Consider the following 12,966-nt stretch of genomic DNA (forward strand, 5'->3'; position numbering starts at 1 on the left):
GACAATGCTTAGAAACGATATCCAATTCCCTTTCGGCGCCGTCTATTTCCGCAAGTCCAATCCGCCGCGCGACGATTGGGAGCGCGACTACACGACGGCAGGCGAAGATGGCATGAACATCTTCCGCCACTGGTTCATGTGGAGCGCAATCGAAGTGGCCCCCGGTGTCTATGACTGGGAAGAGTATGACCGCCAGCTCGATCTCGCCGCCAAGAACGGCATCAAGACAGTTATCGCCGAACTCATCCATGCCGTGCCGGACTGGGCCGTCCGCAAATATGCCGACGCCTTGCAGGTCAATGCCGATGGCACCAAGCTCGGCTCCTACATGGGCGTCTCGGCCGCAACCGGCGGCTTTTCCAACAATGGCGGCGGCGCCGGTGCGCTGACGCTGAACTGCCCGGAAGTGAAGGAAGCCGCCGGCAAGTTCCTGACCGCACTCGCCACCCGCTACAAGGACCATCCGGCGATCTACGGCTATGACGTCTGGAACGAGGTCAACTATTCCGCCGATGTCGATTACAGCAGCTATGCCAAGTCCGCCTTCCGCAAATGGCTGGAGAAGAAATACGGCAGCCTGAAAGTGCTCGCCAAGGCGTGGCATCGCTACAGCTATGCCGAATGGGAGGATATCGAGCCGCCGGTCCATATGGCCCCCTACCCCGAATGCATCGACTGGCTGCAGTTCAAGCGCGACAATTTCTATGGCCAGATGCAGTGGCGTATCGATACGATCCGCGCCGTCGACCAGAAGAATGTCATTGCCGCCCACGGCATATCCGGCGCGATCCCCAACATGGCCGCCAATGGCTGCGACGACTGGCTCGCCGCCTCCAAGGTGGAAATCTACGGCTTCACATGGATCCAGGCCCGTAAGGGCACCGAGCCCTGGAAGACCTGGTACGGTGTCGACATCAATCGCGCCGCTGCCCGCGGCAAGCCCTTCTGGCACGCCGAGCGTCAGGGCGGCCCGCTCTGGCTGCAGCCGCAGGTGATCGGCCGCGACAAGGAAGACGGCCGCGTCGCCGAGCCTGAGGATATCCGCATCTGGAGCATGACCTCCTTTGCCGGCGGCGCCCGCGGCGTCCTCAATCTGCGCTGGCGCCCGCTACTCGACGGCCCCCTCTTCGGCGCCTTCGGCGCCTATGGCATGGACGGCAGCCGCACGCCGCGCTCCGACCTGCAGAGCGCCATGGCGAAATGGGCGAACGACCCGGCGCAGAAGACACTCTGGGACGCAAAGCCGGTGCGAGGCGAAGTCGGCATTCTCGTTATCCCCGAAACACAGGAATGGGATTACCTGCTGAATTACGACCGTAAAGAAAAACCTTATCCGGAAGCCATGTGGGGCGCCTATCGCGCCTTCCTCGGCCAGGGCTTGCAGCCGGATTGGGTGCATATCGACGATATTGACGCCTATGACTTCCTCTATTTCCCCTGCCCGATCATGTTCACTGCCGAACAGGCCGCGCGCCTGAAGACCTGGGTGGAAAAGGGCGGCACACTGATTGCCGAAGCCTGCCCCGGCTATTTCGGCGACCGCGGCCATGTCGGCCAGGTGCAGCCGAATATGGGTCTCGACGAGGTCTTCGGAGCCCGCGAGGAGGAAGTGGAATTCATGCCCGATATCGGCAACCGTATCCACTTCAAGTTCGACGATATCGCCGTCGATGGCGGCGGTCTCCTGCAATCCTACCGCCTCACCGGCGGCACCGGCCGCGGCACGTTCGATGGCGGGCGTTTGGCCGTCATCGAAAACCGCTTCGGCAAGGGCCGCACCCTGCTGATCGGCACAAACCCCTCGGTCGCCTTCTACCGCACCGATGGCAAGGCCAATGCCGCCTTCTTCGCCGAACTGGTGAAATGGAGCGGCAGGGCGCGTCATGCGACGCTTTCCAATGATGCGGTCTTCGCCCGCATCCACAAGGGCGAAAAGGGCAGCTTCCTCTGGCTGGTCAATCCGACACGCAAGGCCCAGACGACCACGGTCAGCCTCGCGGACGGAAAACTGTCAGGCAACAAGCCCGCCTGGCCGGTAAACCACGCCTATGATGCTGGCCGCCTCGAAGTGCCGGCTCGCGATGTCCTGATCCTGCCGCTGGCCTGATCAGCGAGCGACAAGCTGCTCGACCCAGCCGCCTTGCGAAAGCGCGGCGCGGTCGAGTTCGCTTTCGATGCGACCGGCCTGCATCAGCACGGCCCGGTCGCACATATGCGCGACGACGCCGGGATCGTGGCTGACGAGCACGAAGGTCATCCCATGCGAAGCCTTCAGGTCGTTCAGCAGATTCAGGATTTCGGCCTGCACCGAGACATCGAGCGCCGAGGTCGGCTCATCGAGCAGCAAAAGATTCGGCTTCAGGAGCAGCGCGCGGGCAATCGCCACACGCTGCCGCTGCCCGCCGGAAAGCTGGTGCGGATAGCGCCCGGCAGCAGTGGCCGGCAGGCCGACCTGATCGAGCGCGATACGCACCTCATCCTCGACATGGCGTACTCCCCGCAGAGCCAGCGGCTCGCCCAGAATGCGGGAAATGCGGTGGCGCGGATGCAGCGAGGAATAGGGATCCTGAAACACCATCTGGATATTGGAGCGTAGCGCGCCGGTGATCTTATGTCCCGGCAGCAAGGCCTCATCGAAGACTGTGATGGAGCCCTGCCAATGGGTGTTCAGCCCCGCAACGGCACGCAGCGCCGTCGTTTTGCCGCAGCCGGAGGGACCGATCAGCCCGAAGGTCTCGCCCGGCGCAACCTCGAAGCTGACACCACGTACGGCGGTAAAACCCTTGCCGCCGCTCTGAAAAGTCACGGAAAGATCGGAAACGGAGAGCGCGCTCATGCCTCGTCTCCGTAAACCGGCAGCCGTGTCCCGTAGGTCGCCGCCGAAGGCCGCGCCGCCCAGAGCGCCCGCGTATAATCCGATTTGGCATTGGCAAGATCAGCCGACGCCATCTGTTCCTCGATCTTGCCATGCCGCATGACCATGACGCGGTCGGCATAACGCGAGACCTGCTGCAGATCATGGCTGATGAGCAGCAGCCCCATGCCGAGTTCTTCGGTCAGCGACCGCAGCAAGGTCAGGATCTGGTCCTGCAGACCGCGATCCAAAGCCGATGTCGGCTCATCGGCGATCAAGAGTTTCGGCCGGTTGATCAGCATGGCCGCGATCATCACGCGCTGCCCCATTCCGCCGGAAAGAGCAGCCGGAAAGCTCGAATAGACACGCTGCGGATCGGGCAAACCGACCTTATCCAGCATATCGAGCGCCCGCTCGCGCCGTTCGCCAGACGATAGTTTCGTGTGCAGAAGTAGCGCCTCTTCGACCTGCCGGCCGACCTTGTGGGCCGGGTTCAGCGAATATTTCGGATCCTGCAGGATCAGCCCGATACCACTACCGCGCAGCCTGTTCCAGCCGGACGCAGGTAGCGTCGTCAGCTCCTGCCCGTCGAAGGTTAGACGCTTTGCCCGCACCTCCGCTCGACGTGGCAGTAGCCCCATGATTGCGCGACCGGTCATGGACTTGCCGGAGCCGGATTCACCGACCAGCGCCACGACCTCGCGACCCACCGAGAAGGAAATGCCATCGACGACGCGCACCGGCCCTGCCTCTGACGGAAAGGCGATCGACAGATCCTCGACGGAAAGCAGCGGCTCAGTCATGGCGCGGATCCAGGATATCGCGCAGGCCATCGGCCAGCATGTTGAAGGCGAAGGAGGTGATCAGGATGGCAAAGCCAGGTACAGCCGCCACCCACCATTGATCGAAGATTACCTGYGTTCCCTCCGATACCATCGAACCCCATTCCGCTGTCGGCGGACGCACCCCGAGACCGAGGAAGCCGAGGCCTGCGGCAGCAAGGATAATGCCCGAGAGGTCGAGCGCCAGACGAATGATCGCCGAAGGCAGCACCAGCGGCAGGATGTGCCCCCAGAGTAGCCTTACGCCGCGGATACCAACCATTTCGGCCGCTGCCAGATAATCGCTCCGCCGCAGCGCCGCCGTCTCGACGCGGGCCTGGCGCGCATAGGCGGGCCAGCTTGTCAGCGCCAGCGCCAGCGCACCGTTGATCAAGCCCGGCCCCATGATCGCGACGAAGGCGAAGGCCAGCAGCAACCGCGGAAAGGACATGACGATATCGGTAATCCGCATCAGCACGCGCTCGGTCATCCCGCCGAAGAAACCCGAGAGGATGCCGACGAGAATGCCGAGCGGCGCCATCAACAGCACGACGACGAGCACCAGCAGCAGCGTTGGCCGCGCGCCATAGATGATGCGCGACAGAATATCCCGGCCGAAACCATCGGTGCCAAACCAGTGCGCAGCATCAGGCGGCATCAGGCGATTGGCCGTTTCCTGCAGGTTCGGATCATAGGGCGCAATCAGCGGCGCCAGTAGCGCCAGTGCCAGAATGAAAAGCACGACCACACTGCCCACCGCAGCCGAAGGTGAGCGCAGCACGCGACGCAGGAAGGATGGACCGCCGAGCGGCGCCTGGACGATCGCACTCATCGCTTCCTCCCCGATTCCAGCCGTGCCACGCCAAGATCGGTCAGCGCGTTGAGAAGCACGAAGGAGGCACCGACGACCAGCGTCGCGCCAAGGATTGCCGGCATGTCGCCGGCAAACATCGCCGTGGTCAGATACCGGCCGATACCCGGCCAGGCAAAGACGGTCTCGGTCAGCACGGCGCCTTCCAGCAGGCTTGCATAGGAAAGGGCAATCACTGTCAGCAGCGTCCCGGAAATATTCGGCAGGATATGGACGAAGACGATACGGCGAAGGCTCGCGCCCTTGGCGCGCGCCGTCGTCACATATTCCTGCCCGAGTTCGGTGAGGATCGCGGCGCGCGTCAGCCGCGAAATCGCGGCGAGAGCATGGAGGGCCAGCACGATCGCCGGCAACGCCAGATGCGCCAGCGCGTCGCGAAAGGCACCCGCCTTGCCCGATATCCAGGTATCGACAAGCGCAAAGCCGGTGACCGATTTGACCGTATATTGAAAGACGACATCCGCCCTGCCCGGCCCCGGCGCCCAGTGCAGCCGCGCGTAGAACAGCAGCAACATCAACAGGCCAAGCCAGAAGATCGGCACGGAATAGCCAAAGAGAGACACGAAACGGGCAAGCCCGTCCACCCATGTCCCCTGCCGCATGGCGGCGGTGACACCGAGCGCAAGACCGATGACCGCGCCGAGAATGATCGCCGCCGTCGCAAGCTCTATCGTTGCCGGGAATGTGCGGGCGATATCGTTTGCGACGGGTTGACCGGTCGAAATCGACTGACCGAAATTCCCCGAGAGCGCCGTCTCGACATAACGGAAAAACTGCACCGGCAGCGGCTGATCGAGCCCAAGTTCGAGGCGCGCCTGTTCATAGGTCGACTGGCTGGCATGATCGCCGACGAGCTGCAGCGCCGGATCGATCGGCGATAACCGCGTCATCGCGAAGGTCACCAGCGCCAACCCGAAGAGCGTCAGCGCGAAGGACCACAGCCACTTCGAAAGCGGCCAAACGAACGACAACTCCCGCCAGCTGTTGCGCTGGCGGGAGTTGGTCATGTCGGCATTGTCAGTCGTTGCCGTTTGCGGCACTTATTTTGCTACCTTGTCGTAATAGACCTGGTCTGCGTTCAGACCCTGCGCATAGTTCTTCACCTTGTCGCTTAGCACGACCTGGTCATTGCCTTGAAGCATGAAAACGAAGGGCGAGCTTGCCTGGATCTTCTTCTGCAGATCCTGGTAAAGCGCAGCGCGCTTGGCGGCATCCTGTTCCTTCACCGCGGCAAGCGTTTCGTCGGTCAGTTCCGGGATCACCCAGCCAGCCTGCTTGGCAACGGTATTGGCCGAGTTGTCCTTGTTGATCGCGAAGGCGCTGGCGTTGGAATGGGCGTCGAAATAATCCGGGATCCAGTAGCGCAGCGTCATCTCGAATTTGCCGGCGCGGCCGCGGGCATAGATGTCGCTGGCAACACCCGGCTGAATGTCGAGCGTGATGCCAGCCTGAGCGAAGGTCGACTGCAGCGACTGGGCGATCGACAGGAACGGCTGGTCGTTGAAGACGATGAATTCGATCTTGAACGGCGTCTTGATACCAGCGTCCGCAAGGATCTTCTTTGCCTTCTCGACATCGAGCTTGAAAGGCGTGTCGCTGAGCGCACCAGGGAAGCCGTTCGGCAGGAAGGCCTGGTGAACGCTGCTCTGGCCACGCAGCAGGTTCTTGGTGATGCCGTCATAATCGACGAGGTAACGTGCCGCTTCCCATAAGGCGGGGTTGCCGAGCGTCGGGTTCGCCTTGCTGTTCAGCAGGATATAGTCCTGGCGGGCGGAAGGAACGGAGAGCACCTTGACGCCGCTCTTGTCCTTCAGCGCTTCGATCTGGTCGGCGGACAGGCCACGGGCGATATCGGCATCGCCCTGCTCGACGAGCAGGCGGCGGGCGCCGACGTCAGGCACATTGCGGATGATGACGCTTTCGAGCGTCGGCTTGTCGGAAGAATTGGCATTGGCCTGCAGCACCAGCGCCTCATGCGGCGTGTAGGTAGCGATCGTGTAAGCGCCGCTGCCGGCCGAATTGGTCTTTAGCCAACCATTGCCGAAATCGTTGTCCTTGGCCTGCGGCGAAACCGTCTGCTCGTCGACGATGGAGGCAATCGGCGCCGTCAGGATCGAGAGCGCGAAGCCAGAGCCAACATCGGCCGTCCAGGTGAGCTTGATATGCTTGTCGTCAACCTTGGTGATCGCAGCATCGACATTGTCGGCCTTCCAGCCGAGTTCGTTGAGGATGAAGGCCGGCGACTTGTTGAGCTTCACGGCGCGCGTCAACGAGAAGATCACGTCTTCGGGGCGAACCGGATTGCCGGACGCGAACTTGGCATCAGAAAGCGCGAACGTCAGGCTCTTGCCATCGCTGCCGGCTTCCCAGCTAGCGGCAAGTGCAGCCTCGATCTTCGTGCCGTCATCGCGGTTGGACTGCACGAGGCGCTGATAGATATTGTTGAAGGACTGGACGGTCGTCAGCTCGAAGCCTTCGGCCGGGTCGAAGCTGACGGCATCGTCGATCGACTGGGCAACGACGAGCACGTTCGGCGGCGTTTCGGCGTGAACGACCGGCGCGCTGAATGCCAGCGCCAGGCTGAAGACAGTGCCGAGCAGCTTGGCGCGGCTGGTGATGATGGACATGGAAAACTCCCCTCGGGTGATGAAAAAGTCAGTTGGCGCCTTCGGCGAAAGCCTCAAGCTCGGGATCGAAATCGACCTCGACAACATTGATGTAGACGGCAGTGGCAATCATGATACCGGCAAAGGCGACGAGATCGACGAGCACCTTGGTGTCGTAGCGCGCCTTCAATTCGGCCCAGATATCGGCAGGAATGGCCTTGGAATCGGCGACAACAGCCGTGCCAAAACGTTTAAGCAGCGATTCCGTTTCGCTGAGTTCGAGAGCATCCGGGTTGAACCCGGTCTTGATCAGCGCTCGGCGAAAGAAGGTGATGGCGATATCGGACTTCAGCGCCTTGGAGATCGAATGCGAGAAGATCCATATCTCGCGATCGCTGATGGCGGGATTGAGCTCGGCCCGGAGCGTGAACCACTCGGCATAGATACGGTGGGCTTCCGGCGAATGCAGCAAGGTCCGCTTCATGTTGGTCATGTTGCCCCGAACGCGCACTTCCTCGTCATGCGCTGCGCGAATCTCTTCGGAAGCGGTGTCGTAATCGATGTAGGGAAGCTGGCTCATGCGAATTGCTCTTTCTTTGTGCGATAAAGGCTAGCGGGATGGCGAGATATTGTGCAGTCCATATTCATCCAGCTTTCCCGCCTTTTGACGAAAAATATTCCGCAGAACGTTACCGGGAAAAACGAACTTTTCGTCACAGATATATCAGCATTCCTTATTGGGCGTTCTTGACATCAGCGCGCACAAACGACACGATGAAACCGGTTTCAATCGTACATAAGGGAGTGATCGTGCGGTTCGACCTTTCGATCCTCTTGCCCCATCTGGGCTTTCTCGGTCAAGGCGCGCTGCTGACAGCAGAAGCTTGTGCTCTGGCACTGATCGGCAGCGTCATCATGGGCGCTTTCGTCGCCATCGCGCGCACGTCTTCATCCACCCTTCTGCGCCGGATTTCCTTCGTCTACGTGGATATCTTCCGCAACGTGCCTTTCATCGTGCAGCTGTTCTTCTTTTATTACGGCCTGCCGGAGATCGGCATCTATATCGATGCCTTCACCACGGGTGTCGTTGCGCTGTCGATTGCCGGCGGCGCCTATGCCTCCGACGTTATCCGCGCCGGCATTCTGGCGATCGATCCCGGCATCATCGAAGCCGCAGAAGTAAGCGGCCTGTCCCGCCGGGTGACCTTCACCAAGATCGTACTGCCGATCGCGCTTAGAACCTCCGTTCGCCCGCTCGGCTCGGTGCTGATCAACATGGTCCTGACCTCCTCGATCCTCTCGACCATCACGCTTAACGAGCTCACCGGCTCGGCCCAGATCGTCGTCTCGCAGACTTACCGGCCCTTCGAAGTCTATGTCGTGCTGCTGGTCGTCTATGCCGTACTGACCTATCTCGTTTCGCTCGGCATCGCCCTCCTCCACCGCCGCCTGAACCGCGACATGATGGAGGCCGTAGCCTGATGCGTTTCTCCGATTTCACACCATTCGACATCTGGCTGCTGCTACAGGGCCTCGGCGTCAGCCTCGGCCTGTTCTTCTCGACTTCGCTGATCGGCCTGCTGATCGGCACGCTCTGGGCCGTTTGCCGCTTCTATCGCGTGCCGGTGCTGACATCAGTCATCACCTTCTTCGCCGAACTCCTGAAGAACTCGCCCGTGCTGGTGCAGCTCTTCCTTGTCTTCTTCGGCCTGCCCGGCCTCTTCCATATCCGCATCACACCGACAACGGCCGCGATGATCACGCTGTCTGCCAATTCGGCGGCCTTCGTCTATGTCATCGCGGTCTCGGCAATCGAATCCATCGGCCGCGACCAGATCGAGGCCGCCCGCGTCTTCGGTCTCACGCGTTGGCAGGTGCTGCGCCACGTCGTGGCGCCGCAGGCCATGGCCTTCGCGATCGGCCCGCTGACAGCGCTTCTCGTCAACCAGTTGCAGGTCACCTCGCTGATCTCGGTCATCGGCGTCGTCGATCTCACCAAAATCGGCAACATCCTCAACCTGCGCACGCTGAAACCCTTCATCGTCTGGACGGTGGTCGGCCTGCTTTATTACGCCTGCGCCAAGCTGCTCGCATGGCTCGGTGCCCGCTTTGAAAACCGCCTCAGGGCGCATGCCGCCTGGAGAGGGCTCTGATATGCTCAAAGTAGAAAACGTCAAAAAGGCCTTCGGTCCCGTCATAGTCCTCGACGGCGTCAACCTCACCATCAAGCCCGGCGAGGTCGTCTCCATCCTCGGCTCATCCGGTTCCGGCAAGTCGACGCTGATCCGCTGCATCAACGGTCTGGAAAAATTGAACGGCGGCAGCATTACCGTCGACGATTTCGACGTCAGCAAGCCGAAGGATCTGGCGGAAGCGCGCAAACGGTCGGGCACCGTCTTCCAGCTCTTCAATCTCTATCCGCATATGACTGTGCTCGGAAACATCACGCTGGCGCCGATCGAAGTGTTGAAGAAGCCGCGCGCCGAAGCCGAAGCTGGCGCCCGCGCCCTGCTACAGTCTGTTGGCCTTGGCGATCGCGCCGAAGCCTATCCCGCGCAGCTTTCGGGCGGCCAGCGCCAGCGCGTCGGCATCTGCCGGGCGCTCGCCATGCAGCCGCGTTATCTGTTGCTTGACGAAGTCACCAGCGCGCTCGACCCGGAAATGACCTCGGAAGTTCTGGCGATCCTCGCCAAACTGGCGACCGAGGGCACGACCATGCTCTTCGTCACCCACGAGATCGAATTCGCCCGGCAGATTTCCAATCGCATCGTCTTCCTCGACAAGGGAAAGCTGCTCGTCGACCTGCCGACTGCCGATTTCTTCGCTCCCGAAGGCGGCATGTCGCATCAGCGTATCGCCCAGTTCCTGTCCAAAATGCGCAAAGATTAGAGGTATTCATGCTGCTCTTGGCCAATAAAGAAGCCTGGCCCGGTTTCCCGACGACGGTGCAGATGTTGCGCGAGGGTGCCATCAGCCTCGACGCCATGGTCGCCGGCATCAGCAAGGTGGAAAGCGAAGTCAAGGTGCGCAGCGTCGGTTACGGCGGCTGGCCGAACATGCTTGGCAATATGGAGCTCGACGGGGCCGTCATGGACGGCAACACCCGCGATGTCGGCACCGTCGGCGCCGTGCCGAACACGCTGCCGGTTGCCCGCCTCGCCCACGAAGTCATGAAGCGCCTGCCGCACGTCATGCTCACCGGCGACGGTGCCCGTCGCTTTGCCAGTGAAATCGGTTTCTCCGAAGACGACGTGCTGTTCGAAGACAGCAAGCGCGTCTGGTGGGAACGGCTGGAAAAGGAGCTTTCGCCGGAGGAACTGGCGAAATTCCCCAATATTCCGCTGGCCCCGCTGAGCCGCACCATCACCGATCCCGAGCGCGTGCGCGACACCACCGTTTTCCTGTCGGCTGATCCGGCGCGCGGCATCCACGCTGCGACGTCCACCTCGGGTTGGGCCTGGAAATATCCCGGCCGCCTCGGCGACAGTCCCATTCCCGGCGCCGGCTTCTATGCCGATAGCCGTTATGGCGCAGCCGCCTGCACCCATACCGGCGAGATGACCATGCGTTGCTCGACTGCGCGCACGGTCGTCCTGGCGCTCAAATTCGGCTATTCGCTTTCCGACGCGGTTAAGCTCGCCGTCGAGGAGCTCAAGGAATTATCCTCCGGTTTCCTGGCCGGCGTGGTCATCCATGCCGTCGATGCCAAGGGCAACCATGAGGTCGTGAATTTCAGATGCGAGGGCGAGATCCGCTACTGGCTCTGGGAGGACTCGATGCCCGAACCGGAGCTTCGGGCAGCGAAACAGGCATAATCAAGAAGAGGGAAATGGAACCATGAAACGCATTCTCACAGCCATTGCCGCGCTGGCCATCGTTGCCGGCTCTGCGCTTCCGTCCTTTGCCGGCATGATCGACGATATCCGCTCGCGCGGCGTCGTGCACATCGGCGTATCGCTCGGCGGCGAGCCGATCGGCTTCCGCGACGCGCAGAATAACCCTGTTGGTTATGACGTCGACGTCGCCAATCGCCTGGCCGAAAAGCTTGGCGTACCGGTCGAATTTACCGACGTCTCCGGCGACGCCCGCATCTCCATGCTCGTTTCCGGCCAGATCGACGTGGCGATCGCCAATACTTCGGCCACGCTCGAGCGCGCCAAGGTCGTCAACTTCTCGATCCCCTATAATCGCGCCGGCCTGCGTGTCATCGTCCAGAAAGACTCCGGTATCAAGGAATTGAAGGATCTCGCTGGCAAGAAGGTCGTCGTCGGCCGCGGCACAACGGGCGAAACCTTCCTGAAGACGGCCGTGCCGGATGCGCAGCTCGTCTATGTCGACCAGTTCGCACCTGACGGCGTTCTGCAGCTTCAGCAGAAGCGCGTCGATGCGGCGATCGAAGACTCTTCGCTGCTCGACTACCTCGCTACCAAGAACCCGACGCTGGTCACCCTTGCTGGCCTCTATTCCAACGACCCGATCGGCATCGCCGTTGCCAAGGGCGATCCGGAATTCGTCCGCTGGCTCGACATGTTCGTCTCCGACTACATCCAGTCGGGTGCGTATGAAGCCAACTACAAGAAGTGGTGGGGCGCCGAAGCCAACCCGCCGGCTCTGAACCCGCAGTGGTAAGCTGATCCTGACAGGCCGCCTCCGGGCGGCCTGTTTGCCATCAGGCAGTCAGGCGCGGAAAGAAGGTCGTCGGCACGATGACCGGCGGCTGGTTGGGCCGAAAAGTGCCGGGGTTGGCGATGAAATCCACCATCTGCTCCACGTAGACACCCTTGTCGTAGCCGATCGAGGAAATCGGATAGGCATCGAAATCGGTGAGCGACAGGTTGTCGAAGCCGTACAGACGAAAGCGCGTCGGCCGGTTGGCGGGAAAGTCGACGCGGCAGACATCGAGAATACCCATGGCCATCGCATCCGACGTGCAGAAGATCGCATCGGGGCAATCGGCGCCGGTCAAGACCGCAGCCGCAGCATGCCCGCTCTCATAGGAGTAGTCGCCTTGCACCGTCCGCCCCAGCTCTATGCCGTTTTCAGCGAAAGCCTGCCTGTAGAAGCCGATGCGTGCCTGCTCCACCGGCGAGGACGAACGACCGGTCACGAGCCCCGCCCGCTTCACACCCTTCGTTGCGGCATCGGCGACGGCTTCAGCAATTCCACTGCCTTCATCGGGAATGACGACTGGCGAAAGGTCGTCATGCAGGCCGTTCAACATGATAACCAGATCGGAACGAAACATGCGCCGCACGGTGGCAGCATCCGCAAAATCCGAAAACACGAGCGCCGCATCGACGTGATAGGCAACGCCATTGCGCAGAAATTCCTCGACGCGGGCCACCGAACCGATGCGGATCATGATGACCTGCTTGCCGATCGATTGGATCTGGTCCAGCAGCCGGTCGAAAAGATCGAGGTCCGAGAGATCGTGGATGTGGTTGACGACAACGGCGACGAGGTTGACCGTTTTGGTCGTCAGGCTCTGCGCCAGAAGGTTCGGCTTGTAGCCAAGCTGTGCAGCCGCCTCGACCACTCTTTCACGCTTATCGGCCGAAACCGGTCGCGGCTCGGTGGAGAGCGCCCGGCTGGCGACCGCACGCGACACTCCGGCCAGCTTTGCAACATCGGCAATCGTCGGGGCGGCATCGCGGCCAATGTTTTGTGTCATGTTCGAGCGCTTTCCAACCTGTCATGGCGTGATAGCGCAGGGAAGCGCATCTTCGCTATCGGAAACTTGCGATCATCCACTTTCGTGGCATTGAAACCGATGCCACGATCCCTTTTCGCCTCAATGCCAGCCTGAATGGAGGA

General features: G+C 61.5%; 13 protein-coding genes. 6 read left to right on the forward strand and 7 right to left on the reverse strand.

The annotated features are described in order from the left end of the window. Positions 1-4 precede the first annotated feature (4 nt). Complete coding sequence (locus AC1D35_RS07010) at positions 5-2,107, forward strand: alpha-amylase family protein (protein ID WP_113311228.1); 2,103 nt, start codon at positions 5-7, stop codon at positions 2,105-2,107. Here the strand turns inward: AC1D35_RS07010 and AC1D35_RS07015 are convergent, their stop codons facing one another. From AC1D35_RS07015 to AC1D35_RS07040, 6 genes are read right to left on the reverse strand one after another with little or no spacing between them, the layout of a single operon-like run. After that, the gene (locus AC1D35_RS07015) at positions 2,108-2,836 is read right to left on the reverse strand and encodes an ABC transporter ATP-binding protein (RefSeq protein ID WP_113311227.1); all 729 of its coding nucleotides are present in this window, start codon (positions 2,834-2,836) and stop codon (positions 2,108-2,110) included. Next, positions 2,833-3,657, reverse strand: a complete 825-nt coding sequence (locus AC1D35_RS07020; protein ID WP_113299840.1) for an ABC transporter ATP-binding protein — start codon at positions 3,655-3,657, stop codon at positions 2,833-2,835. The genes AC1D35_RS07015 and AC1D35_RS07020 overlap by 4 nt, the downstream gene beginning before the upstream one ends. Next, positions 3,650-4,507 carry an ABC transporter permease gene (locus AC1D35_RS07025; protein ID WP_113311226.1) on the reverse strand — a complete coding sequence of 286 codons (858 nt, stop codon included), beginning with the start codon at positions 4,505-4,507 and terminating at the stop codon, positions 3,650-3,652. The genes AC1D35_RS07020 and AC1D35_RS07025 overlap by 8 nt, the downstream gene beginning before the upstream one ends. Beyond that, positions 4,504-5,586 carry an ABC transporter permease gene (locus tag AC1D35_RS07030; RefSeq protein ID WP_113311225.1) on the reverse strand — a complete coding sequence of 361 codons (1,083 nt, stop codon included), beginning with the start codon at positions 5,584-5,586 and terminating at the stop codon, positions 4,504-4,506. The genes AC1D35_RS07025 and AC1D35_RS07030 overlap by 4 nt, the downstream gene beginning before the upstream one ends. Then, positions 5,587-7,173 carry an ABC transporter substrate-binding protein gene (locus tag AC1D35_RS07035; RefSeq protein ID WP_113311224.1) on the reverse strand — a complete coding sequence of 529 codons (1,587 nt, stop codon included), beginning with the start codon at positions 7,171-7,173 and terminating at the stop codon, positions 5,587-5,589. Between the two features lie 28 nt (positions 7,174-7,201). Next, positions 7,202-7,732 (reverse strand): hypothetical protein, encoded by a 531-nt coding sequence (locus AC1D35_RS07040; protein ID WP_113311223.1) that lies wholly within the window; start codon positions 7,730-7,732, stop codon positions 7,202-7,204. Between the two features lie 230 nt (positions 7,733-7,962). Here AC1D35_RS07040 and AC1D35_RS07045 point away from each other — a divergent pair, with 230 nt between their 5' ends. From AC1D35_RS07045 to AC1D35_RS07065, 5 genes are read left to right on the forward strand one after another with little or no spacing between them, the layout of a single operon-like run. Then, positions 7,963-8,634, forward strand: a complete 672-nt coding sequence (locus AC1D35_RS07045; protein ID WP_113311313.1) for an amino acid ABC transporter permease — start codon at positions 7,963-7,965, stop codon at positions 8,632-8,634. After that, positions 8,634-9,305, forward strand: coding sequence for an amino acid ABC transporter permease (locus AC1D35_RS07050; protein ID WP_113311222.1), 672 nt, complete (start codon positions 8,634-8,636; stop codon positions 9,303-9,305). The genes AC1D35_RS07045 and AC1D35_RS07050 overlap by 1 nt, the downstream gene beginning before the upstream one ends. A 1-nt stretch (position 9,306) precedes the next feature. Further along, positions 9,307-10,041, forward strand: a complete 735-nt coding sequence (locus AC1D35_RS07055) for an amino acid ABC transporter ATP-binding protein (RefSeq protein WP_113311221.1) — start codon at positions 9,307-9,309, stop codon at positions 10,039-10,041. 8 nt (positions 10,042-10,049) lie between these two features. Further along, complete coding sequence (locus AC1D35_RS07060) at positions 10,050-10,967, forward strand: isoaspartyl peptidase/L-asparaginase (RefSeq protein ID WP_113299847.1); 918 nt, start codon at positions 10,050-10,052, stop codon at positions 10,965-10,967. 22 nt (positions 10,968-10,989) lie between these two features. Then, positions 10,990-11,781 carry a transporter substrate-binding domain-containing protein gene (locus AC1D35_RS07065; protein WP_113299848.1) on the forward strand — a complete coding sequence of 264 codons (792 nt, stop codon included), beginning with the start codon at positions 10,990-10,992 and terminating at the stop codon, positions 11,779-11,781. Between the two features lie 40 nt (positions 11,782-11,821). Here the strand turns inward: AC1D35_RS07065 and AC1D35_RS07070 are convergent, their stop codons facing one another. Then, positions 11,822-12,823, reverse strand: coding sequence for a LacI family DNA-binding transcriptional regulator (locus tag AC1D35_RS07070; protein WP_113299849.1), 1,002 nt, complete (start codon positions 12,821-12,823; stop codon positions 11,822-11,824). Positions 12,824-12,966: the final 143 nt, after the last annotated feature.

It is taken from the genome of Rhizobium sp. P1_E6, assembly GCF_056405875.1.

What these genes read in the sequence shown, in the direction of transcription:
- AC1D35_RS07040 (WP_113311223.1), bottom strand. Translation starts at nt 7,732, where the DNA reads ATGAGCCAGCTTCCCTACATCGATTACGACACCGCTTCCGAAGAGATT.
- AC1D35_RS07035 (WP_113311224.1), bottom strand. Translation starts at nt 7,173, where the DNA reads ATGTCCATCATCACCAGCCGCGCCAAGCTGCTCGGCACTGTCTTCAGC.
- AC1D35_RS07010 (WP_113311228.1), top strand. Translation starts at nt 5, where the DNA reads ATGCTTAGAAACGATATCCAATTCCCTTTCGGCGCCGTCTATTTCCGC.
- AC1D35_RS07060 (WP_113299847.1), top strand. Translation starts at nt 10,050, where the DNA reads ATGCTGCTCTTGGCCAATAAAGAAGCCTGGCCCGGTTTCCCGACGACG.
- AC1D35_RS07070 (WP_113299849.1), bottom strand. Translation starts at nt 12,823, where the DNA reads ATGACACAAAACATTGGCCGCGATGCCGCCCCGACGATTGCCGATGTT.
- AC1D35_RS07015 (WP_113311227.1), bottom strand. Translation starts at nt 2,836, where the DNA reads ATGAGCGCGCTCTCCGTTTCCGATCTTTCCGTGACTTTTCAGAGCGGC.
- AC1D35_RS07020 (WP_113299840.1), bottom strand. Translation starts at nt 3,657, where the DNA reads ATGACTGAGCCGCTGCTTTCCGTCGAGGATCTGTCGATCGCCTTTCCG.
- AC1D35_RS07055 (WP_113311221.1), top strand. Translation starts at nt 9,307, where the DNA reads ATGCTCAAAGTAGAAAACGTCAAAAAGGCCTTCGGTCCCGTCATAGTC.
- AC1D35_RS07065 (WP_113299848.1), top strand. Translation starts at nt 10,990, where the DNA reads ATGAAACGCATTCTCACAGCCATTGCCGCGCTGGCCATCGTTGCCGGC.
- AC1D35_RS07050 (WP_113311222.1), top strand. Translation starts at nt 8,634, where the DNA reads ATGCGTTTCTCCGATTTCACACCATTCGACATCTGGCTGCTGCTACAG.